At 53.7% G+C, this 23,027-nt stretch carries 17 protein-coding genes; 6 read left to right on the top strand and 11 right to left on the bottom strand.

Translation table 11 applies throughout. The features are described from left to right. Positions 1-225: 225 nt before the first annotated feature. The 7 genes from pelG to CRO05_RS11470 form a co-directional block, all read right to left on the bottom strand. Positions 226-1,596, bottom strand: a complete 1,371-nt coding sequence (gene pelG / locus CRO05_RS11440) for an exopolysaccharide Pel transporter PelG (RefSeq protein ID WP_097067298.1) — start codon at positions 1,594-1,596, stop codon at positions 226-228. Position 1,597: 1 nt separating this feature from the next. After that, complete coding sequence (gene pelF, locus CRO05_RS11445; protein ID WP_097067299.1) at positions 1,598-3,184, bottom strand: GT4 family glycosyltransferase PelF; 1,587 nt, start codon at positions 3,182-3,184, stop codon at positions 1,598-1,600. Next, positions 3,181-4,284, bottom strand: a complete 1,104-nt coding sequence (locus CRO05_RS11450; protein WP_097067300.1) for a protein PelE — start codon at positions 4,282-4,284, stop codon at positions 3,181-3,183. Before CRO05_RS11450 ends, pelF begins: the two co-directional genes overlap by 4 nt. Further along, on the bottom strand, positions 4,284-5,564 hold the full coding sequence (locus tag CRO05_RS11455) for a protein PelD (protein ID WP_097067301.1): 1,281 nt from the start codon (positions 5,562-5,564) through the stop codon (positions 4,284-4,286). The genes CRO05_RS11450 and CRO05_RS11455 overlap by 1 nt, the downstream gene beginning before the upstream one ends. Continuing rightward, complete coding sequence (locus CRO05_RS11460) at positions 5,561-8,275, bottom strand: tetratricopeptide repeat protein (RefSeq protein ID WP_097067302.1); 2,715 nt, start codon at positions 8,273-8,275, stop codon at positions 5,561-5,563. Before CRO05_RS11460 ends, CRO05_RS11455 begins: the two co-directional genes overlap by 4 nt. Next, positions 8,265-11,081, bottom strand: a complete 2,817-nt coding sequence (locus CRO05_RS11465) for an endo alpha-1,4 polygalactosaminidase (protein WP_235001414.1) — start codon at positions 11,079-11,081, stop codon at positions 8,265-8,267. The genes CRO05_RS11460 and CRO05_RS11465 overlap by 11 nt, the downstream gene beginning before the upstream one ends. Before the next feature lie 208 nt (positions 11,082-11,289). After that, positions 11,290-12,360: a folate-binding protein YgfZ gene (locus CRO05_RS11470; RefSeq protein ID WP_097067303.1), complete on the bottom strand. Its 1,071-nt coding sequence runs from the start codon at positions 12,358-12,360 to the stop codon at positions 11,290-11,292. An 88-nt stretch (positions 12,361-12,448) separates the two neighbouring features. On the opposite strand from CRO05_RS11470, the gene CRO05_RS11475 reads away from it, so the two are divergent. Together CRO05_RS11475 and CRO05_RS11480 are read left to right on the top strand one after the other, a co-directional pair. Further along, a complete protein-coding gene (locus CRO05_RS11475) occupies positions 12,449-12,970 on the top strand; it encodes a protein YgfX (RefSeq protein ID WP_097067304.1) in 522 nt (173 codons plus the stop codon). Between the two features lie 257 nt (positions 12,971-13,227). Then, positions 13,228-14,175, top strand: a complete 948-nt coding sequence (locus CRO05_RS11480) for a CysB family HTH-type transcriptional regulator (RefSeq protein WP_097067305.1) — start codon at positions 13,228-13,230, stop codon at positions 14,173-14,175. Between the two features lie 64 nt (positions 14,176-14,239). Here CRO05_RS11480 and CRO05_RS11485 read toward each other — a convergent pair whose 3' ends face one another. Continuing rightward, positions 14,240-16,069, bottom strand: a complete 1,830-nt coding sequence (locus CRO05_RS11485) for an ABC transporter ATP-binding protein (protein WP_097067306.1) — start codon at positions 16,067-16,069, stop codon at positions 14,240-14,242. 408 nt (positions 16,070-16,477) lie between these two features. On the opposite strand from CRO05_RS11485, the gene CRO05_RS11495 reads away from it, so the two are divergent. Next, complete coding sequence (locus tag CRO05_RS11495; protein WP_097067308.1) at positions 16,478-16,741, top strand: hypothetical protein; 264 nt, start codon at positions 16,478-16,480, stop codon at positions 16,739-16,741. A gap of 233 nt (positions 16,742-16,974) precedes the next feature. On the opposite strand, the gene nadB is transcribed toward CRO05_RS11495, so the two are convergent. The 3 genes from nadB to CRO05_RS15895 all read right to left on the bottom strand — a co-directional run bounded on the left by nadB (position 16,975) and on the right by CRO05_RS15895 (position 20,515). Next, a complete protein-coding gene (nadB, locus tag CRO05_RS11500; protein WP_097067309.1) occupies positions 16,975-18,567 on the bottom strand; it encodes an L-aspartate oxidase in 1,593 nt (530 codons plus the stop codon). Between the two features lie 166 nt (positions 18,568-18,733). Continuing rightward, positions 18,734-19,717, bottom strand: coding sequence for a cation diffusion facilitator family transporter (locus CRO05_RS11505; RefSeq protein ID WP_235001415.1), 984 nt, complete (start codon positions 19,715-19,717; stop codon positions 18,734-18,736). A gap of 261 nt (positions 19,718-19,978) precedes the next feature. Beyond that, on the bottom strand, positions 19,979-20,515 hold the full coding sequence (locus CRO05_RS15895; protein ID WP_181319831.1) for a hypothetical protein: 537 nt from the start codon (positions 20,513-20,515) through the stop codon (positions 19,979-19,981). 332 nt (positions 20,516-20,847) lie between these two features. Here CRO05_RS15895 and rpoE point away from each other — a divergent pair, with 332 nt between their 5' ends. From rpoE to CRO05_RS11530, 3 genes are read left to right on the top strand one after another with little or no spacing between them, the layout of a single operon-like run. Continuing rightward, on the top strand, positions 20,848-21,450 hold the full coding sequence (rpoE, locus tag CRO05_RS11520) for an RNA polymerase sigma factor RpoE (protein ID WP_090878497.1): 603 nt from the start codon (positions 20,848-20,850) through the stop codon (positions 21,448-21,450). A 2-nt stretch (positions 21,451-21,452) separates the two neighbouring features. Continuing rightward, a complete protein-coding gene (locus CRO05_RS11525; RefSeq protein WP_097067312.1) occupies positions 21,453-22,001 on the top strand; it encodes a sigma-E factor negative regulatory protein in 549 nt (182 codons plus the stop codon). After that, complete coding sequence (locus CRO05_RS11530) at positions 21,998-23,002, top strand: MucB/RseB C-terminal domain-containing protein (RefSeq protein WP_097067313.1); 1,005 nt, start codon at positions 21,998-22,000, stop codon at positions 23,000-23,002. The genes CRO05_RS11525 and CRO05_RS11530 overlap by 4 nt, the downstream gene beginning before the upstream one ends. The last annotated feature ends 25 nt before the right edge of the window (positions 23,003-23,027 follow it).

Consider the following 23,027-nt stretch of genomic DNA (forward strand, 5'->3'; position numbering starts at 1 on the left):
AGCTGCTATTGTTGTTGCGAACTATCAAGCAATTACTATGCCATAATAGCTCAGAAAAACATTATCGATGTGAATGAAAGGCTTACACGACCTTGGGATTCCGGCTCTCACCTCAGGTGTGAGATATCTCGACAGGCGGGAGGAGGTCAAGTCTCGCCACGCGCAATCGATGCAGCGTGATAACCTATCTACTCCTGGTACTCAGTTCCGTTCCAATTCCTCCGCCTAATTCTGCAACATGAAGGTTTCATATTCCAGGCGGTTGAATTTATGCGATAGGATGAACAGGCTGAGAAAGGCCGACAGCGTTACCGATGCTGCAAATCCGTAGCCGAATGTTTCCGCTCCCAGTTGCAATGTGGCAAAGGTGAATAGCAGGTTCGTGATGAAAAAACATGCTGTAACAATCAGTACCTCGCGACGGGCATCGAGGTAAAAGAGCACGTTGAGAATTGCCATCAGCAATACCTGCACGCTGACTGCAACGACATCGATGTAAAACAAATGAATATATAATGGAGAAATGCCAACAGCATGCAACAGGTCCCTGCCCCATAGCAGACACAGTACAACCGTTAAACCCTGCACTTTGAAAATCTCATAGATTCCTTGTCGGGCGGCATAGACCATCCGGTCGCGCCTGTATTCTATATGCATAAGCGTGTCGCCTTCCCGGACGGCACGGTAAAAGCGCTCGTGCTGTTCGGCGAAGTCCGCTTCTATACTCACGAGAAACACGGCCATTCCGGGCAGAATAAACAGATAGGCCAGAAAAATAGGAAGATCGTAGATGATGGAGGCACGCAGCGGACCGATGACCGCTTCGGACGTGAACGGCACGAACCAGAAAATGAACTTATCGATCCATACTGCCAGGTAATATAGAGTTCCGACTGCGAACAGGCTATAAAAACTTCGGTTGCGGTCGAGAAAATCGAATTTGAGCAGGGAGTTCCCTGGATATTCGCGAACGATATGATGCAGGAACGAAAACAGCAGATAGCCATGAGCCACCAATACACCCAGCAATAAACCGTTCAGTTCCCATGTAGATGCCACCAGCGCCACCACAATACCGAGCAGATAACCTTTGGCTAATGTCCAGACTATCCGGCGATAGGCCTTCATTCCCGATAGAAAGATCAGGGTGATCCACATGCCGCTCAGTACGACAAAATTACTCAGCAACAACAGTTGCTGGAAAAACGATCCAGTGAAAGACCAGAAAATAAACGGGCCAGCCCATGCGAAGCCGCCCGCCATCGTGATAATCAGAACGCCGAACAGGTTTGGCAGGACCTCGGGCTTGTCGTTTGCATAAGTCCGATCCGCGACGAAACGCGTAAACATCAGCTGCATGCCGCCGGTCCAGATTAACGAGCCCGCCATGAGGTAAGTGACGCAAATCTGGAATGCGTTGACCTCCTGCTGCGCGACACCAAGTGTGACGGCAAGAATGCCGATCATCATGATGCTCAGGATAGAAAGCACCCATGGGCCGCCGCTGACTAAACCCGCGTAGCCGTAGGCGCGCAGCACCGACCAGTAGCTGTCGCGCTCCAGGATTTTGCGAATTTCAAATCCTATGCCTGCCATCTCAGGTGCTTACTGAAGGTTGCCGAGCCGGGGCGAGGCCAGAATCCAGCGCTTTGGCATAAAGATCCCCATAGGACGAGAACATCAACTTGTCATTATAGTAACGTTTCACCCGCTCGAGCCCTGCCTGTTGTGCAGCGTGCCATCGGGGTGGGTTATTGAGCAGTTCAAGCGCGGCTTTTGCCGTTCCCTCCGGATCGGCGATAAAAACCAGGCTTCCCGCCGCGCCTAGCGCGCGATCCTCCTCGCTGCGTCCCTCGATAAGCTCGCGACAGGAACCCACATCGGTTGCAAGACATGGCACACCGCTGGCAAATGCCTCGAGCACTACCAGAGGCAAAGCTTCGCTGATCGAGGTCAATACCATCAGTCCCAGTTGTGGAAGAATTTCAAGCATATTCTGAAAGCCCAGGAATTTGACTTGGTCTTTCAAACCGAGGCTGGCGGCCAATTCCTTGCACTCATTCACATATACAGGGTCTTCATCTTCCGGACCCACGATCCATCCCTGCGCATCGGGTCGCTCATTAACGAGCATTCGCAACGTCCTGATGAATGTCTTGATATCCTTGATGGGCACCACGCGCCCGATCAATCCCAGCACCGGCGGAATTTCTTCCGGCCGCTTCTCCAGCGCGGCCTGATAGCGTTGAACATCGATTCCATTGGTAATGACCAGCGTTTTCTCCGCCGCTGCCCCATCCGCTATTTGTCTCAGGCGATTGCCCTCATACAGGCTGACAATGGGCGACGCTTGTGCGTAGGCCATGCGGCCGATCTGCTCGTAGAATTTGATCCACAAACCACGGATGTATCCCATTTCATCATGCAGCGTGTTACATACATCGTCATTATGATCGTGAATCCATGTAGCCTGTGCCAGATCGATTTTCCGCTCCTTCGTGTAAATGCCGTGCTCGGTAAGCACAAACGGAATATTGCGCCGCAGGCGAATCATCGCTCCAAGCAATCCGGCATAACCGGTCGAAATAGCATGCACCGCACGCACCGGTGGCAACCCCGCTGCAATATCCGCCAATACAAATAAGGGCGTATGCATTGCGCGTATGGCCCAGAAATAGTCGACAAACGAGGGCTCAGTGCATCGCTGCCGGTACTGCCCGGTGATGTAATCCCATGAAGCTTCGCTATACAGAAAATCTTCCTTGCTGATGCCGCCACCCGAACCCAGCCGGGAAAATGCATTTATCATTTTCTCGCTCGGTATTGATTCGGACTGGCGCATGTACGCGTGCAACTCGTCCATTTCCGAGAAGGCCCTGCGGTTGCCCTTGCGGGAGTTCGGCTTGAGCTGCTTTTCATGTTGCATTAAATAATGCGTTTCGACATGCGTTACGTTGGATGGGAATTGATACTGCGCGGAGCCATACATTTCCTGTTCGGCGCCAATAAAAATTACGGCGAATCTTATTTCCGGCAAACCCGCGATGATCTGGTGCACCCACGACGATACGCCACCACGTATATATGGATAAGTACCTTCCAGCAACAAGGCGATATCAGCCACCGGTTCCGTCGACGGTCCCCTCAGGGATTTGTCCGTGTCTGCCCTGATGGCGCTATTCATTGGGTCCACCATGCTCTTACCAGCGCCAGTTCGCGTCCCTTCTCGCCAGGCCGCGTGAGTGCCGACAGATAGCGCTTCACGTCTGAAAATTTTCGTTCCCGAAAGGCAGCTTCGGCGAGCCACGGCAGAATTTTCTGTTCCTCCATGCCGCCGGTTCTTGCGCTGATAAAGGCCTCGCGCGCGATTGAGAGTTCGCCCGATTCCAGCAGAATCCGTCCATATAATAGCCAGCTGTTTGCATCTGTCGCATCGCGCACAGGAGATGCGACAGGCTTACCGGCCGTTGTGGGCATACGGGGTCCAGCGGACGAAACGGGTGCGTCGGCTGGCGCACCGGACGATGGGACAAGTACAAGCTCCATGTGATGCCTGGCCGTATCCAGCCAATGCTGTCTGACGGCGCCTTGAACCAGACGGTGATATACCAACTCCCAGCATAATGCCGCAATCGTTTTGTGGTAAGAGTTCTGCATACGGGCTGGAACTTCCGGCAGTGCCTCCGTCAAGGTCAGGATGCGTTCAATCAGTTTTTTTTCGTTATCGTCCCTCATTGCATAAGCCAGCAGCCGCACGTCGTCGACAGGGTCGCGGGTCGCCTTCGACCACACCATCATGGCCTCGCGTGGCGCCATGTGCCGGGTCGCCATCACAGCTTTCAACCGCTTCAACGGACGCTCGGCAAAATATATTATCTGGCGCAGTGCGCCCTCGCTGTAGGGCGGCGTCGGGAAAATGACAGGAGGCGAAAAAGGGAGCTCAGGCAACGCAACCATTTTTACGTTTTTCGAAGAACGGCTGCGAGGGCGTTTCAAGGCGGTAGTGACACTCCACAGCACGCCCAACACACCGACGACCGGCAAAATCCATAACAGGACAAACAGAAAACCCAAGCTGCTCCGCGCGGGGAGCTTGTATCGGCGTGGCAGCAAAAGCCAGAAACCTCGAGCAAAATAATAAGATGAAACAGAGTGAAATCCCAAGGCTGCCAGCATCGCCAGATTCGCCGTCCAATTCGCTACCCAGCCACTCCCGCTCAACCAGAGCAGCAAGCCGGCCAGTGCCTCGGCTGCCAGCCCCAATAGCATGGGCATTCGATACATCAATGCTGCTCCAGAGAACGAACCTGTTGGGGGTCGATATCGCTGATGGCTACCAGTTCGCTTGACACCGATGCAAGAACATCATCCACGCGTTGCATCCATACTCGCGCATTCGCCGTATCGGTCAGCGGCAGCAGGAGCCAGATGACGAGCTGATCCTTATCATGCGTCATACAAAACAGGTCAATAGCGCGCACGGAAGACCGTAATTTTCCGTAAGTACTTGTGACATCCCCGGAAGATCCCGATAACTTCAGGAGCGTTGCGTCGAGATTGAATCTCAGAAAATCCTGATACACACGCTCGAAAGAAGCAATAAAACGCGCAACGGAAGAGCTGGCCGTGCCAAAACGAAGATGATCGACGCCATGCGCGGCAAGCACTGCAATAAGCTTTAAATTGTTTTCGTGGAACGCAAAGAATGGCATGGATTTGACCAACAGCATTGCATGAATCTCGCCCGTGGAGTCGGCCAGAGGAATGGCGGCCAATAACTGGTTCTGATCCAGCGCATATTCTTTTATAAGATTTACCGCCGCCAACTCGCCGCTTTCAATCGCGCTTTTCGCTACAGGATCGCTACCATCAATTGGAAACTTGTCCCCGATACAAGCCAACACTCTGCCCGTATCAATCCGGTCGGCTGTTATTCCGACGATACATGCCTGCGTCAGCGCACCGTATTCCGCAATGAATTCGATAAGCCGTTGTAGCGAGGATTCATTTAGCATATTGGCGCCATTCATGGCATCGAGCGCCGGTTGCAAGCGCATGATGCCTTCACGCAGCGAAAATCCGCTGTTGGCAACTGTTTGCTCCAGCCGATCATGCGACAGGCGTAACAACTGATAACTGCGCGTAAACTCCTCAAGACGTTCTGCACGATATTGATAGGCGCCTTCCAATCGATGTAAGCGACGCCCCCACATATCGCGAAATTCTCCCGCCACCATTGCCACGATAACCGTGCCAATCGCCCAGGGCAGCGGAAATCCGGTCGAAATTTGCCACTGCTGATTGATGGCCACGCCCAACGTCGCCAGTATCAGCAAGGCACTGACAAAACCATAGACAAATCCATATCGTAGTCCTGCCAGCAAGGGGGCGAGGACCGGCCATGGAAATCCTCCGCCCAGCCGGAAAGGATCGTGCTGCTGAGTAACAAATGACGCCGCGATCACAATTGCAGTCACCACGAATGTTTCGAGCCACCCGCCCCACGCCGACACAGGAGTATTGACGTCAATGACTTCAATTCCCTCCAGCCAGGGTTTTTTCATAGCTTTGCCGGCTCCTTGTCCGGTTTAGATATCATTTTGGATTCGCGGACTTTTGTCAGCGTTTGACGGCAGACGTCCAACTCCTTATTTAAATCGCTTTGATTGGGCGGCGCTTCTCCCGCAAGCCATCGGTTGGCCCGGTCAACGTCATCGATGGATAACGGCAGCATGTCCTTATGCGAAGGTCCGGCTGGCTGGCGTTCCAGATGCTCGGAAATTGCTGCCAGTTGCGCCGACACCGCCGGATCATCCTTCTTTCTTACCGCATCGGCAAACGCTTCCCACGCGGTCGTCTCCAGGCGTTCGCGTTGACGCCGCAGCGCAAAGTGATCCGCATTGTCCAAAATCCCCGTAAACCCCCAGCGCTCGCGTATCGATTGCAGCTTCTTAAAGTCATCCCTGCCCGCACCGTGTTGTACCAGCGAATCTTTTGATCCGAAGAGGTACTCGGCCAAACGCGGAGGAAACTTCACTACCGTTTGAGGGAAGCGCTGGGAAGCAAACATTTGCAGCGCATCCAAGCGGACATGGTTGGCGTTAGCGGGACAACCTGCCCACTCCATGTTGTCGGCCAATGTCAATGTCCATAAAAAATCACGAGGTCTTGCTTCCAGGGATTGCAGATACCGGGCCGCCGCCTGAGGGGATCTGCCCAGCGTGTGCTCTGCCGCTGCAAGGGCTTCAGCCAAAGGCGGACTTACCGCCGGTTGAGTACCCGACGGGTTATGGTACGGCTTAACGACCGTATCAAGCAATGCGGAATCGACTTTTTTGTCGGACAATAACAGCCAGATCATTGCCTCTGTAACTTCAGGTTCCGGCCCACGCAGCCGCAAAAGCTCGCGCAATGCCTCCCGGACCGCGTCCCTGTCGCCGCTGGCCATTTTTCGTATCGAACGAAAATACCAGTAATCAGGCGCGTGCGCTATCGCCGGCTGCGCTTCGGCGACAGACAGCAAATGATCAAGCTCTTCCCAATTTTTCCGAGCCCAGGAATAATGCATGAGGCGTTGCAGATCTTCGACACGCTTCAATCTATCCCATCCATAGTGCGCAAGACGCTCGCTTTTCTTATCGTCATGATGGCGTGCCGCCAAACGTTGCAGATGCTCGAGTATTTCCACATCCTTCGGTCGAAGAACCAGGGCTTTTTCATAGGCTTTGACTGCATGGTCATCCTTGCCAAGTTGCATGGAAACTTTAGCCAGCAACAACCAATACTCCTCGGCATACCCCGCATCGGGCGCACCGGATTCGCGAAACAGCAGTTCGAAACTTTTTTGAGCGTTCCCCGCTTCTTCATATAGCCGGGCCAATGCCAACCTCTGCTGTCCATTCTGCTTATCAGGCATTTCTTCGTACACCTTAATCGCCTCGAGAGGCTTGCCTTGAAGGACAAGTAGGTCTGCCAATGCTTTCATTATTGCTGGAGGGTCATCGAAACGTTCGGCGTGTCGGCGCAATTGCTCCTCCACATGGGAGGGCTGTGCGGTGCTAAGACCCGCTTTGACATAAGCATCGACTTCGGCCGCGGCCAGCTTGCGCCGCGGCATGACAGCCTCAAGCAACTGCACCAGCGCTGCGTGATCCGGTTTCGCTCGTGCAAGGGCAAATGCGCGCGACTCCGCCTCTTCATCGGCTGCATGGCGTGCAAAAGACAGCCAAAGGTCCAGCGCTTCGTCCGGCCGCGCGTTCCAGTCATAAATGCGGGCAAGCAAACGATGGCGTTCACTGCCGACGACAAGGGAAGTTCGCAGCGACGCCGCGCGCGAAAGACTTTCGGCCAGCAGTCCCATGGAAACCTGCAGCCGCAGGACGCGTTCGGCAAGCGCCTGATCCCGGGGTAATAACCGGCTGGATTCTTCCAGCCAGGCCAATGCGTGCTCACTATCCCCCATCGGCTCGGCAATATTCGCGGCCAGCAACAAAAGCCCGGCATCGCCCTTGAGACCAGAGCTTGCGGAACTGCTCAGCATCTGTACGGCAGCCTTCAACGCCTCTTGATCGACGCCTGCCTGAAGGTAGGCATGCAAACAGGATTTCGCTATTTCCATCTTTTTCTTTGCGGTTTGCTCAAGCACCAGGGCCTCGCACAGATGCCGCGCGGCCAAGCGGGGCTGAGCAGCCGCCATGCGCTGCTTTGCGGCGAAAACAAGCCAACGTGATTTTTTTTCGTCAGTTTCATCCCGCAGAACAAGCAACTGCTCAAACGTTTCGGCCAATACCGAGGGATCGCCAAACTGTTCTGCCAGTGTAACTACCTGGTTTAATTCGCTGTCTTTATCCGCAATGCGCAATAATGAAGGAACGAGTTCAGCGATGCGGGCGCGCAGCGCTGCTTCGACATCCTCGGCAGGACGCCGGTAGAGCTGCTGCAAGGACAGCTTGAGCTCCGCAAGACGGATTTCATAGGTCAGGTCCGATTCGGGAGCACGCTTCAAGGGATCGATGGCCTGGGCGGCCTCATCGGTCATGCCCGCTTCAGTCAACACCTGGACGAACGACAGACGCAACGGTGTATTGTGAGGATCGGATTGGACGAGGACACGAAGATAAGCCACTGACAAGGCATCGTTTGCGGATAAATTGGCCGGATCCCTGAATGCGGGCTGACGAGGAAACAGTATCCAGAAAACGATTAGAAGTACGGCACTAAGGAACATTAGCGCTGGCGCATTCAACAGCGATTCTCGCCGTATTTCAGCACTCAAGCCGGAATTCTCCTGATGCCTTGTTTGCTGACACCGCATAAATGGAATGGGAATTATCGCGGCGGGCGGTCAACGCCTCCCCATTCAGACTCACAGCGCAGGATTTGGATACCTCAAGGGTCAAATCACCGCGCGGCTCAAATAAAAGGGTGGCGGATCCATCGTCATTGAGATGCCAGGATTTCAACGGGGCGCTGGCATCGATCAGTCTCAAGGCCGGGGCCTCGTTTCGCTTATCACGCCTGTGCTTGAGGACGGCATGATTGCGCGCCAGATAAATATAGCGGTCGGCATTTCGATTAGAATATCCGACAACATCGGTTGAGATTTCCGGTGCCATTTCAGAAACAGGCAGTCGCACCGTTCTGAGCGCATCTCCGAAAAGTAGCCAATTGCCATTGAGGTCGCGCGCAATGCTCGCTGTTTGAAAGGCCTGCGCACGCTGAACATATTCATCAAGCCATATGCCAAGCACATTTTCGTTACGCTGTTCAGCGGCTAACTGATCCAGAAGGTCCGCGCCTCGCGCGTGTAATAGCGCGTCGGCATGTATGGATAGGGATGATATGCGCAGCCGCCGTGGAAAATCGAGCTGCCGGTTCCAGTCGCTGATCGTACCGAAGTTCAATGCTTCCCCATACCAGAGTTGCGCGAACAGCGGTTCGCCGGTCAAGGGGGTCAACACCTGGGTACCCCATTCCGTGGGCCGCAGTGTCGGAGAAAGATCAGCTATGGATAACGGGCCGCTCTGCCAGTGGAGACCGCCTCCGCCGTAATTGGGCAGGCCCGCCTTCCCCGCAGCCGCCAAAGCGGCCGGGACGGGTTTGCCATCGCCGGACCAGATAAGCAACAATGGAGAACCGGGCGCCACCGATTGCAGAAACGGGATGGTTCCCGCAGTTTCGCGCGTCATCTCCGCCGCATAACCTTCCAAAAACACGCTATAGCGATAAGGCTGCTGATCGGCATCTGTCTTGCCCTCGAACACGCCCCAATAGAAAGGGTGGCTATATGTGTGGCTCGCCAATCGAACCTGTGGCATGGCAGCCAGTTGCCGTACTTTCGCGCGCCGCTCTTCACTGTTTGCCTCAGCCTCGATGATGCCCAGCGTTACCGGCGATGGATTCCTGCCGATCCATGCCCGAAGCCGGTCGATTGCTTCAACACCGTGCTCATCTTTCTCAAACAGACGGTCGCCCCGCACCTCGACTATGCCCAGGCGGCGTCCATTTTCCGTCGTCATATCGAATACTGGCTGCACCGGCAGGCGGAAAGCCGCCTGGAAAAAAGAAAAAGGATCAAGCAGCCATTCATGGCGGCCCGATGCGGTCTCGCTCATCAAATGGGGGTGTAATGCATAGCCTCCCCATGAGCTGACCGCAACGGGATGATATACATTGGATCCATCGCTCAACGTCAACCATGCCTCCGTGCGATCTCGGACGCGCACGTCAAGCGTACCGCTGCCAACTACCGGCACTGCACCTGGGCGGCCCAGGCGCTCGCTGGCGGCGTCCAGCTTAAGCATGCCTGTTGTAGGTTGCAAGTTTCCTTGATAATCGATCAGATTGCGGCAGGCGATGCCCCCTGGCAAGTAGCCCATGAATACTACCGGTAAACCGGCATCGACCTCTGTTTGCAAACGCGCGCAGACATTTTCGTGGCGGCTCGTACCATTTTCGTTGTCTTCGCCCAGCCATGCAATTACGCCGGCGTAACGCCCGACGAGCGGTTCGATGGGCAAAGGAAGCTTATCGACATACCAATAGTCGAGCGCCAGACCGAGATATTCCAGCGGCATGGCTGCATGCTTGAACAGATCCTGATCCATTTGTTGCGCCGGGGTACCGTTTATGATGGCCAGCAGCCTGCGCGGCGCTAAACGGATGCGGCCATGCCCCAACCACGTCAAATCGCCATTTGCGACCCAGGGCATAAACCCCAGTTTGACAATTTCCCGCGCCGTTTTTTCGCCTTCTGTCCAATTGCCCGGCTCGACATAATCGAGCACGATAACCGGTACCTTGAATTCATCTTGCACACGCCTCAACTGGCTGAGGAGCCACGTCCTGTTCTCTTCCTTGACTGGCGCGTGCTTGCCGGTAACCGGATCAAAACCCTGAAAAAGCGATTCCGCAACCATACCATCCGCATATTGGCTGGCGCGGTCCAGCACTTCGAAGCCGCGATTGAGAATGAGCTTGCAACCGGGAAAGCGCCGCTTCACTTCCGCCAGCAGCGCAACCAGCCCTTTCTCCTGTTCGGTACGTTCTGCACCTTCCTTTGTCACAAGCAGATAGCTGTCAACAGTATCGAGGAAGAAGGCGCGGTAGCCATCACGCCATAAGCGACCGAAATGGTGCTCCAGCAGATATTCGTGCCAGGCAGGATCGTTCATGTCCATCACCAGGCTGTTCCATGCCGGATTAACACCGATCGACCATTTCGTATCAATTCGCTCCATGTCGTCGCTGTTGCGCGCGATCTCGCCGAATGAAATATAGGCAAATATGAGCGAATCCAGATTCAACAAGGCCGTTCTCTCGTGCGGGAGAACCTGGCTTGGCTGAATGACAATCTGATCGAAATGGCGCAAATCCTCGACCGGCGGCCGGCTGCCATAGTAAAACGCGATGTCGCGCTGTTCGAGCTCATCGGCGGACACTGTCGATGCCACTAACATGAGCGGCAGCAACAACGGCCAGATACGGAAGCGGAAACACAGTATTTTGCTATTAAGCATTTTAAGTTCACGATTGCTATGCATGAGGGCAAGGATATCAAACCAGGCAGTTGATCTTCCCATTACCAACTCTTTTGCTGGTTGAGCACCGGTAGAGCATTGTGATACAGCGTGGAGCAAAACTTATCGAGATATTCTTGCCGATCTGAACGATACGCCGTGACATACCCAGCAGGCGCTTAAGGTACCCCGGATAGCGTAATCTGTCGAACGTATGATATTTTTTGGTAATACCTTAAGTTCATAAGATGAAAAAAGTGGTGGTATTTTGTTATTGACTCACTTTATAAGGTAGTGGCATGATCTCCAGTGCCGGACCGTTCAGAGACTTCCAATAAATTTTACCAGCTCCGACGCTGCTTATCTGTACGACAGCTAACACATCATATCCACCGTCTGGCGAGGCTGCTGCGTTGACTACCATACCGCTTGATTGTTCTCCCATATCCGCGCTGAACAACTCGTCCCCCGCTTCAATCGGAATTTCTGGGCCAGTCGGCTTAATGTTGGCGAGATACATGCGGCGTTTTATTTTGCCCAAATACTGGGTGCGGGAGACGATTTCCTGGCCAGGGTAACAACCTTTCTGAAAACTTATCCCCCCGATGGCATCCAGATTGGCCATTTGTGGCACGAACTGCTCCTGGGTTGCAGGCGTAATCAGCGGAATACCGGCCTTGATCTCCAGCCAGTCCCAGCAGGGGGCGCCGACTGGCATAGCATCCCGACTCAAGCGTTCCGCTATTGAAGACGCATGCTCTGGGGCAACGATCAGTTCAAACCGGTCCTGTGCAAGGCGAATTACACTTGCATGTTCACCGTGAATCACGCCGAGATGGGAATCGGGAATACCACCCGTAACTTGCTGCACAAGCGGCCCGGCACCACTCCCGGCAAGGCCCATGCGCACCCACATACCGCTACTGTCAAACAGATTGACTTTGGCGCGCAGCACGTACATGGATAAACGCTTCTGAATGGCTGCAAGCAATGCCGATGGCAATTGCATGACAAAGTTGCCATCATCTCCGTCACGGTCGCGCCAGATCAGAAAACTTGCCAGCATTCTGCCTTTTGGATTGCAATAGCTCCCGTACAGAGCAGCTGAGGAACTGACCTGCCTTACATCGCAACTCAACTGTCCTTGCAGGAACGATTGCGCGTCGCCTCCCGAAAACTGGATCAGGCCGAAGTGCGAAAGATCGCTCAGCACCGTAGCAGATCCGGTACTTGCGGCGCGGGTGTTCGCAAGCTCGGCAGGGGCGTTGCCATAGCTGACGACGCGACCATCCCTGATTATTGCGCGACAATTTTGCAGATAGGCTTGCCAGATAAGGTTCATTCAGAACGATCTATGGCTGCGAAAAAGGTCGATTATAAAGCATACGCTCCGGATGAGCGGCAAATTGCCAGGAATGAGATAATTGACCATGGCTGATCTCCTGCCTCCGTCCCTTCCGCCGATACTCGTTGTCCGCCTCAAACCCTCCGCACGCCTTGCGGTGATGCTGAGTTTTGCCCACTTTTCCGCTATAGGCCTGTTGTGGCCCCTTTTGTTGCCTGCGTCAGTCAAGCTGGCAGGTTCCGCAATGCTTGCTGTCAGCCTTATTTTCTACCTGAGGCGTTATGTATTGTTACGTTCACCGGATTCGGTAACTGGTTTCGAACTATCCGATGAAATGGCTTGCATGCTTGAAACCCGACGCGGAGAACGCATTGCCTGTGCACTGCTCGCCAGCAGCTTTGTTGCGCCCTACCTTACCGTGCTCGAATTGAAACCCGTGAAGCCCGCCGATGTCCGATTTTCAGAGCTTCCCCGACGAAGCGTTTTCTCGCGCAGCGTCGTGATACTGCCAGACGCAATAGACCCCGAGGAGTTCAGGCAGTTGCGGGTGCTGCTACGGTGGAAATGGAAAGACCCGAAAGACGCTCCGGCTGATCATCAGGGCTGAGGCATTAGCATTGCGATAGCTACCCCCGCTTCCCGGGCTTCGGAAATCAGCGGTTTAATATACGGGCAGTTTAAGGCAACCCGCAATCAATTGCTCTGAATCTGCTCCGAAGCTTCACCGCTCCACCTTTGGCAAAATGTATTTTCCGGGCTTTTTGCCAAATGCCAAATACATCACGAGGCTATACAATACCCTTCGGTTATCCGCGCGCTGAGAAACAGGCTCAATCATTATGAGATATCTGGAAAAATAACAATATGAACTTTCAACAGTTGCGCATCATCCATGAGACCGTCCGGCAGAATTACAATCTCACCGAAGCGGCAAATGCCCTCTTCACGTCGCAATCCGGCGTCAGCAAGCACATAAAAGATCTGGAAGACGAACTGGGTGTCGAACTATTCGTGCGCAAGGGCAAGCGACTTCTCGGATTGACCGATCCGGGAAGGGAGTTGGTGAAAATCGTCGAACGCATCCTGATTGATACCAAAAACGTCAAGCGACTGGCTGAACAGTTCAGCAATCGGGACAAGGGACGGCTTACTATCGCCACCACCCATACGCAAGCGCGGTATGCGCTGCCCTCAGTGGTGACGCTATTCAAAAAGGCTTTTCCCCAAGTACATCTCGTTCTGCATCAGGCTAGCCCTGGTGAGATCGTAACGATGCTGCTCGACGGCATCGCGGACATCGGGATCGCTACCGAGGCGCTGGAGAGCGTCGCGGAATTGGCCTCTTTTCCCTATTATTCGTGGCATCATGCTGTGATCGTGCCACACGAGCATCCGCTGAAATCGATACATCCGCTCACCCTTGAGGCGATTGCCGAGTTTCCAATTATTACGTATCACGAAGGCCTGACCGGACGAGCCGGAATTGATCAGGCGTTTGCAAGGGCCGGTTTGCTGCTCGATATCGCAATGTCGGCCTTGGATGCCGACGTCATCAAAACATACGTTGAGCTCGGACTGGGGGTGGGTATCGTTGCCTCGATGGCTTTCAATCCGACACGGGACACACGACTCAATCTGCTCGACAGTTCACACCTTTTCGAGAAAAATACGACAAATATCTCTGTTCGCCGCGGCCATTATCTTCGCGGATACGCCTACCGCTTCATCGAGTTGTGCCTACCCTCCCTAACCGAGTCCGCAATTCGCTCGGGCGTCAAACCGGAGGCTGATGATGTAGAACTCGATAATTGAACCGACTGCCGCGACATTTCATTCCCTCTCGCTGTCCGTCCCAGAGAACCGATGCTTATCAACACTACATATCTTCCCCCAGAAACCCGCCGCTCTGATGGTTCCATAAGCGCGCATAGAGACCATGGAGTGCCAGGAGGCTCTGATGATTACCTTCTTCTACAATTCGGCCTTTATCGATCACTATCAGCCGATCCATCGCCGCAATCGTCGATAAACGATGGGCTATTGCTATCACCGTCTTGCCTTCCATCAGCCGGTATAAGCTTGACTGAATGACAGACTCCACTTCGGAGTCCAATGCGCTGGTGGCTTCGTCAAGCAGAAGAATCGGTGCATCTTTCAGCATGACACGCGCGATCGCAATCCGCTGGCGCTGACCACCTGAAAGCTTTATTCCGCGCTCGCCCACATGCGCGTCATAGCCTTTACGTCCCATTGGGTCGGTCAAACCCGTTATAAAGCCGTGTGCTTCGGCTTTTTTGGCAGCCGCTATCATGTCCGCGTCGGTTGCTTCCGGCCGGCCATAGAGGATGTTCTCCCTTACAGAGCGATGCATGAGCGACGTATCCTGGGTGACCATACCGATATGGGCACGCAAACTGTTCTGGGTAACGTATCTGATATCCTGCTCATCAATCAATATGCGCCCCTGCTCGACGTCATAAAATCGGAGCAGCAAATTGACTAAAGTGGATTTTCCGGCGCCCGAACGGCCAACCAGGCCGATTTTTTCACCGGGCCTGATATGCAAAGAAAGATGGTCTATCACCGGGGTATCCCCACCGTAACAAAAGAGGACATCCTCAAACCTGATTTCGGCATTTTTAATCTGAAGCGTCTTTGCTTCCGGATAATCGGTTACCACATGCGTGCGGGACAAAGTGGTAATACCATCCCGCACTGTACCAATCTGTTCAAACAGTGTAGTCATTTCCCACATGACCCATTGCGACATACCGTTGAGTCTCAGCGACATTGCACCGACGGCCGCCACCGCGCCGACCCCTATCTGTCCTTCCGTCCACAGCAGCAAGGCGGTGCCGACTGCGCAAATGATCTGGGCGGCGCTCATGATCTGATTCACGATTCCAAAGCCGGAGATCAATCGCATCTGGCTGTGCACCGTTTGCAGAAACTCTTGCATGGCCGATCTTGCGTAACCCGCCTCCCTCCCTCCATGAGAGAAAAGCTTTACAGTGGCAATATTCGTATAGGCATCGCTGATGCGTCCCGTCATGAGCGCCCGTGCATCGGCCTGGGATTGAGAAACACGGCTCAGCCGCGGTACAAAAAACCACAACACGAAAATATAAACGAGGAACCATCCTATAAAAGGAATTGCCAGCCAGGAATTAAAATTGCTCACCACTGCAACCAGCGTAAAAAAATAAATCGTCACATAAACGAGAATGTCGCCCAGAATAAAACAGACATCGCGCAGCGCCAGCGAGGTTTGCATGACCTTGGCCGCTACCCTGCCAGCAAACTCATCCTGATAAAAATTCATGCTTTGATTAAGCATCATCCGGTGGAAATTCCAGCGCAGCCGCATGGGGAAATTGCCCGCCAGTACCTGGTGCTTGACGAGATTCTGCAATCCCACCAGTAATGGACTGACTATCAATAACCCGGCAAACAGTAAAAGCATATTCCGTTCCTGAACCCATAAAAGAGAGGGCGGTATCTGGTTCAGCCAGTCGACAATTTTTCCCAGTATGGCAAACCATATTGCTTCGAATGCGCCTATGGTTGCGGTTAGCAGTGTCATCGCAACGAGATGCCACCTCACGCCGGTCGTAGCTACCCATATGAATGCCAGAAAGCCCTTTGGCGGGATTCTGTCCATCGAATCGGGATAGGGGTAAAGCAGTTTTTCGAAATAACTAAACATTTAAACCATCCAGAAGCAGTTTTTGAAACGCAAAGCTTATCGCCAAATACCACTAATTTGATCCTTGTTGATCCTTGGCGGACGCAGATATATTCGATGTTCGATGCGCAGCTATGCTTAATGGAATGATGGCTACAGCCCTATGCGTGCTGAATGCAATAAAATATACAATAGCACCGATTCTCCAACGCGGTATCCGGTCATCGATCGTCCATCGGCCTATCGAATCGTTGAATGGCGCATATCGAATAACGCAAAATCATGGAGCAGCGCTGCCTTGGCGCCGATGCGCACATCCCTCATCAATCCGATCCGGGAACCGGTCCGCTGCCTGGAAAATCACGTTGTCAGCCCCTGATTATCCTAATCTGCATATTGCTCGTCCTGACGCTTGCCTGAGCAGAGCGAATGCGCCATGAGAGGATCGGCGACATGATTAAAATGGGAATTACCCAATTGGAAAACTGGAAGGCGGATCCGGCGGAAGACATTTTCCTGGAGTGCCGGGATACGCCGGCCTGTTGTAACGAAGCGGCGATATGTATATCAAGAACCTCGGCGCTCACGAAGCTCTCCGCCATGGTGGAATTAACTGTGCGCTACAAGAATCCATCGCCTGAGCTACCGAATCCGAATTGCTGGCGCTCGCCGGCACGACCCCCTGCTGCTTGAAAATTTCAGAGGCGAAGGTCTGGGTGATGCGCAGAAACGCCACTCGTTGTACTTGTATCCAATGCGTCGGCAGAACTGCTTTCTGGAAGATGCGGAACGTTTCAGGCTGATGGACCGCGATGCGCAATGGGAAAGCCACGCGAGTTTTCGATCGATGCCAAAGGAGTATGTAAGAGAAATCGATGGTTTTACCAGGACTGCTCAATGCCGGAATGCGGCGGCATTTATCGTTTTCAGCTTTGCCTTTTCAGCACCGTATCCACCGCCTCAGGCAACAACTCGGGATAATCCCGGCTATAGTGCAAGCCGCGGCTTTCGTGACGCAACATGGCGCTTTGCACGATAAGGTCGGCGCTATCCACCAGATTACGCAGTTCCAGCAGGTCGCTGGTTACACGAAAATTAGCGTAATACTCGTTAATCTCTTCGTGCAGCAGCTTGATACGGTGCTGCGCCCGTTGCAGTCGTTTCGTGGTGCGGACGATCCCGACGTAACTCCACATGAAACGCCGCAGTTCATCCCAGTTGTGCGAAATGACGATTTCCTCATCTGCATTGGTCACGCGGCTTTCGTCCCACTGAGGCAGTTTCATCGCGGGCTCGAACGGTTGTTCGATAATATCCCTGGCTGCGGCCTGCCCGAACACCAGGCATTCCAGCAGCGAGTTGCTCGCCAGCCGGTTGGCCCCGTGCAGACCCGTATGAGCGGTTTCGCCAATCGCATAAAGGTTGTCCAAGTCCGTCTTGCCTTTCCAGTCGGTCATGATGCCGCCGCAAGTGTAGTGTGCGGCAGGCACGACGGGTATCGGCTCTTTGGTTATATCGATGCCGAACTCCAGGCAGCGTTTATAAATGGTGGGAAAGTGCTCCTTCAGGAAATTCGCCGACTTGTGAGAGATATCAAGATAAACGCAATCGAGCCCGCGCTTCTTCATTTCAAAGTCGATCGCTCGGGCAACAATGTCGCGTGGAGCCAATTCGGCGCGCTCGTCGTGTAAAGGCATGAAGCGCGAACCATCCGGGAGCCGCAGCAGGCCTCCTTCGCCGCGTACCGCTTCGCTGATGAGAAAGGATTTGGCGTGGGGATGATAGAGGCAGGTCGGGTGGAACTGGACGAATTCCATGTTAGCCACGCGGCAGCCTGCCCGCCAGCCCATGGCGATCCCGTCGCCTGTAGCGGTGTCGGGATTGGTGGTGTAGAGATAAACCTTGCCGGCGCCGCCCGTCGCCATTACGGTGTTGTGCGCACGAATGGTGCGGACTTTTCCGGTCACACTGTCCAGGGCATAAGCGCCGTAGCAGCGGTTGCTGGTTCCGGCGATATGGCCCAGTTTGGCGCTGGTAATGAGATCGATGGCAACATGATGCTCAAGCACGGAGATATTTGGATGGGTGCGTGCCTTTTCGCTCAGTGTCCGTTGCACAGCTTGACCGGTAGCATCCGCGGCATGAATCACCCGCCGCACACTATGACCCCCCTCCCGCGTCAAATGATAACCCGTCCCGTTGTCATGATCGCGTGTAAAAGGCACGCCTTCGCTGATGAGCCACTGGATGGCCTGTGGGCCATTTTCGACGACGTATCGGGTAACCCCTTCGTTGCACAAACCGGCGCCCGCGATAAGCGTGTCCCGAATATGGGCCTCGGGAGAATCTTCTTCAGAGAGCGTAGCAGCAATGCCGCCCTGCGCCCAACCGCTCGCACCATCCAGTAACGCGCGTTTCGTGATGAGACCTACCTTGTTGGTTTGCGCCAGGTTAAGCGCAAGAGTGAGACCAGCCAGACCGCTGCCGATAATCAGGGTATCAAAGTTGAGCTGTGGCACTTGAGTGTCATTATTTTATTTTTGTGAATAGAGGATGATAACAGACCGTTGCTGCCCTTTATACCCGCCTGACAGCTTCTGCGCCGCGCGGCTTCTTTACCCGGCAGCGAAACAGGATAATTCAGACGCAGTTGTCGCTATCTGGAAGATTCGCTCGGTTTGAGGATTATTTGACGGGACAAAAATGACTGATGGTCCCCTGTTCGATTTCCAGGGTGCAGTGATGAATTGCGTAACGATTTTCGAGGGTCTCTCTGATGCTATCCATGAACTCGTCGCCGGGGTAGCCGTCCGGCATAACCAGGTGGACTGTTAACGCACTTTCCGTAGTGCTGAGGCCCCAGATGTGCAAATCATGAATATCAGTCACGCCGGGTTGGCATCTTAGATAAGCGTCAATTGCATCGATATCGATATTTGCCGGCACTGCGCTCAAAATCAGTTGCACTGAATCACGAAGCAGGCCCCAGGTACTGCCGATGACGATAGCAACGATGATCAGGCTAATGACAGAATCGAGCCAGTACCAGCCGGTGAAAACTATAACGGTTCCCGCGATTACCACTCCTGCGGAAACCGCAGCATCCGCCGCCATGTGCAGGTAGGCGCCCCGGATATTCAAATCGTTCTTGCTACCCTTCAAGAACAGCCACGCGGATAAGCCATTGACAATGACGCCGGCCATTGCGACGAATGCAATAGTCAGACCTGCTACGACCGGCGGTTGCGAAAACCGTTGGGCGGCCTCCCAGGCGATTGCACCGCATGCCACGAGAAGCAGCGTGGCATTTGCCAGCGCGGCCAATATGGACGTGCTGCGCAGCCCATAGGTGTACCGTCCGCGCGCTGGCCGGCGCGCCAGAATCGCAGCTCCCCAAGCTAGTACCAGGCCCAGCACGTCCGACAGATTGTGTCCCGCGTCCGCCATCAGTACCGTAGAGTTGGCGGCAAAGCCATATCCGAACTCAACCACTACAAAACTGATGTTTAACACGATTGCGATGACAAAAGCGCGTCCAGTGTTGTTATGCAAGCCAGTGTGACGATGATGGACATGTCCGGTCTGCAGAGGCGCCCCGGAAGAATCATGTTCGTGGCTGTGGTGATTTACCATCGGTTCGCTGGATGAGGAACGAGATCTGGCAATCATGTGTACGCATATCGAGTGGGCTGATCCTCAACACTACCGGCTTTGATCCCACCCTGGCTGATGTGGACGCATGATTTACTCATAGGGTACTCATAGAAGCATGATAGCAACTTATTCATGCTCCTGATCGGATTGGAAAAGCTGGGAAAAGGAATATCTGGAATATCCGCGAGAAAAAGGATTGCCAGCTCTACCTTCTCTGTTTTAACGGCAAGGATTATGTCTGTTAGCGTACAGAATACGTCGGCCCGTTGGCGCACATTACGGATAGCCCGGTTTTGCCATGGCGAAACCGGGAAACCGTTGATGATCCTTGAAAAGGAGACTCCCATGTTCATGTATATGACTAACGACCAAAGCGTGCAGACCTGCATTGCAGCATGCGACAATTGCCATCAGACTTGCTTGCAGGCCGCCATGAATCACTGCCTGGAATTGGGCGGCAGGCATGTCGAAGCCGATCATTTCCGCCTGATGATGAACTGTGCCGAAATCTGTCAGACGTCGCTTAACTTCATGCTGAGCGGTTCTCCGTACAGCAATCAGATCTGCGGAATTTGCGCCGAGATTTGCGATGCGTGTGCCGAAAGCTGCGAACAGTTGGACGGCATGGACGACTGTGCCACGGCATGCCGCGAGTGCGCCGAGAGTTGTCGCGAAATGTCGGGCTAAATGTCGGGCTACAGCGGCTGATTTTCCGGTAAATGCGGACAGTTTTCGAGTTTGGTGAAACCCGTCACACCAGCATGGCGGGTTGAACGTTCTCCCAATGCGGCGCGATGCGGTGTTCTTTTGCATTGCGTCGGAGTAACAGCGATTCGGGCCATAGGTAACCTCAGGGAAAACCGGATTGCGGCTGGTTGAATTCCCCTTTAATTCCTTTTATCCGCCCTTGAATCCTTGCTGGCCCGTTATTAAAACCGTCATGAATTTTGCCATGAACTCTGTCTCACTGAATAACCATATCTTCAACTGAACTAATTTATAATGTGCGTTGTCTCTTCACACAGACCACGGATAGTGAGCCTCCGCGTAATTCCCTGATGGACCCTTGAACGGGTATACTTGGCTGGGCTGCCTCGTAATGCAGCAGTTGCAAGTAAAAAATCATAATTCAGGGATCAGGCGGCATGGGTGACCGGGAAATCGATCAGCAGTTGGTGGAACGCGCGCAGCATGGCGATAAACAAGCGTTCGATCTGCTGGTGGTCAAGTATCAACGCAAACTTGCACGATTGCTGTCGCAATTTATCCGCGATTCGGCAGAAGTGGAGGATGTGACCCAGGAAGCCTTCATCAAGGCTTATCGTGCGTTGCCGTCATTCCGTGGTGATAGCGCGTTTTATACCTGGCTGTACAGGATTGGTATTAATACGGCAAAGAATTTTTTGGTGGCTCAAGGGCGGCGAGCGCCAACCACCAGCAATGGATTCGATAATGAAGATGCCGAAGGCTTCGAGGAAGCTGGCCAGTTAAGAGAAATGAACACCCCCGAAAGTGAACTGACAAGCAAGCAGATCGCTCAGACGGTGAACCAGACGCTGGAAGAATTGCCTGAAGAATTACGTACGGCAATTACGTTGAGAGAAATTGAGGGGCTGAGTTATGATGAAATTGCAGTCATCATGAATTGTCCCATCGGTACGGTCCGATCGCGAATATTTCGCGCCCGGGAAGCGATAGCGGAAAAATTACGGCCCCTGCTGGGAACCGGCAAAGATAAGAGGTGGTAGACATGGAAGATAAAGTATCAGCGCTGATGGACGGCGAACTCGACCCGGAAGATGCTGCGGTTTTGGTCGAGCAATTCGCCGGAACAGATGGGCTACACGAACAATGGGCCATTTATCATTTGATCAGCGATGCGTTGGGACAATCGGAGGTAAGGCCTTTCAATATCTCGCGGCGTGTTAGCGCAAGATTGGCCTCTGAACCCGCTATACTGGCTATACCGGCTGTGTCCGTGCTTCGTCCGGCGAAGAGGCGGAAACCGGTTGCTTATGCGGCCGCAGCCTCGATCGCGGCGGTTGCAGTAGCGGGATGGATGAGCCTGCAAACAACGCAGGGCCCAGACCCGTTGCAGCAAAATCTTGCCGACAACCAACCGGCTCCCGCGGGTGCTTTACCGGCGATTCCTGTAGCGGTTTCTGTTCCAGCCTCCACTCCCGCTCAAATTAACGATTACCTGCTGGCACACCGGGAATTCTCGCCCAGTACCGCCATGCATGGCGTAGCGCCCTATATGCGTACAGCTGCGGAATCACGCGAAAACTTCGCCAGATGACACGGATTGCATTGATACGGGGCGCACTAGCCGCCCTGTTGCTGCTATCCGCCCACGCTCAGTCCGTATTCGCGCAACATCCATCGAATTCATCCCCAGAAGCATTAAGCTGGTTGCAAAAGATCGCTGCCGCACCTCGCCAATATAATTACGTCGGCACCTTCGTTTATTCATCCGGTAACCACATCGAAACGTCTCGCATCATCCATTTGGTAAATGAGGAAGGCGAGCATGAAAAGAGCGTAGTGCTCGACGGCCCCCCGCGGGAGATCATCCGCAATAATGACGAGATGAGATGTTATTTGCCGGAAAGCAAGACCGTCGTGACCGAGAAACGCTGGTTGCGGAAGGTTTTTCCGGCACTTCTACCCCAGCCATTGAGCAATCTCGATGAAAGCTATATTGTTAAAAAAGGCGGAGAGGAGCGTGTCAGCGATTACCTGTGTCAGGTGATCGAGCTCGAGCCCCGAGATGACAGGCGTTATGGCCAGAAATTGTGGGTGGATGTCGACACCGGTCTGCTTCTTAAAGCTGCGGTAATGGATAAGGATAGGGTGGTGGAACAGTTTGTTTTTACCGATCTGAAAATTGGCGGCGAGATAGACAAGGAACTGTTGAAATCAAGATATGCCGCGAAAGCTGCCGAGTGGCGGACAACCAATCTTGTGTCGTCGACAATGAGAAGCGGCAAACTCGGCTGGCAGGTAAACGATATCCCGCCAGGATTCAAAAAAATCATTGAAATGAAACGCAACCTCTCGGGAAAATCGGGTCCTGTCGGTCATATCGCGCTGTCGGATGGTCTTGCCGCGGTGTCAGTGTTTATCGAGCCAGTGTCGAAGGACATTCCGCCTCCGGCCGAGGGGCTTTACCACAGCCGGGGGGCCATCAACATCTATAGTCGCACCGCGGCCGACAACGTCATTACCACGGTAGGCGAGGTGCCGCCAGCCACTGTGATGCAAATCGGAAACTCAGTAACAAATCATAAAGTCCATTGAACGCTGGTATTGAAGTATTCCGCAA

This window comes from Nitrosovibrio sp. Nv4 (assembly GCF_900215485.1).
Taxonomy (GTDB): domain Bacteria; phylum Pseudomonadota; class Gammaproteobacteria; order Burkholderiales; family Nitrosomonadaceae; genus Nitrosospira.

Bases quoted from the DNA above. Each gene is read 5' to 3' on its own strand.
- pelG (WP_097067298.1), bottom strand. From the start codon at position 1,596: ATGGCAGGCATAGGATTTGAAATTCGCAAAATCCTGGAGCGCGACAGC.
- pelF (WP_097067299.1), bottom strand. From the start codon at position 3,184: ATGAATAGCGCCATCAGGGCAGACACGGACAAATCCCTGAGGGGACCG.
- CRO05_RS11450 (WP_097067300.1), bottom strand. From the start codon at position 4,284: ATGTATCGAATGCCCATGCTATTGGGGCTGGCAGCCGAGGCACTGGCC.
- CRO05_RS11455 (WP_097067301.1), bottom strand. From the start codon at position 5,564: ATGAAAAAACCCTGGCTGGAGGGAATTGAAGTCATTGACGTCAATACT.
- CRO05_RS11465 (WP_235001414.1), bottom strand. From the start codon at position 11,081: ATGGGAAGATCAACTGCCTGGTTTGATATCCTTGCCCTCATGCATAGC.
- CRO05_RS11470 (WP_097067303.1), bottom strand. From the start codon at position 12,360: ATGAACCTTATCTGGCAAGCCTATCTGCAAAATTGTCGCGCAATAATC.
- CRO05_RS11475 (WP_097067304.1), top strand. From the start codon at position 12,449: ATGGCTGATCTCCTGCCTCCGTCCCTTCCGCCGATACTCGTTGTCCGC.
- CRO05_RS11480 (WP_097067305.1), top strand. From the start codon at position 13,228: ATGAACTTTCAACAGTTGCGCATCATCCATGAGACCGTCCGGCAGAAT.
- CRO05_RS11485 (WP_097067306.1), bottom strand. From the start codon at position 16,069: ATGTTTAGTTATTTCGAAAAACTGCTTTACCCCTATCCCGATTCGATG.
- CRO05_RS11495 (WP_097067308.1), top strand. From the start codon at position 16,478: ATGCGCCATGAGAGGATCGGCGACATGATTAAAATGGGAATTACCCAA.
- CRO05_RS11505 (WP_235001415.1), bottom strand. From the start codon at position 19,717: ATGATTGCCAGATCTCGTTCCTCATCCAGCGAACCGATGGTAAATCAC.
- CRO05_RS15895 (WP_181319831.1), bottom strand. From the start codon at position 20,515: ATGCAAAAGAACACCGCATCGCGCCGCATTGGGAGAACGTTCAACCCG.
- rpoE (WP_090878497.1), top strand. From the start codon at position 20,848: ATGGGTGACCGGGAAATCGATCAGCAGTTGGTGGAACGCGCGCAGCAT.
- CRO05_RS11525 (WP_097067312.1), top strand. From the start codon at position 21,453: ATGGAAGATAAAGTATCAGCGCTGATGGACGGCGAACTCGACCCGGAA.
- CRO05_RS11530 (WP_097067313.1), top strand. From the start codon at position 21,998: ATGACACGGATTGCATTGATACGGGGCGCACTAGCCGCCCTGTTGCTG.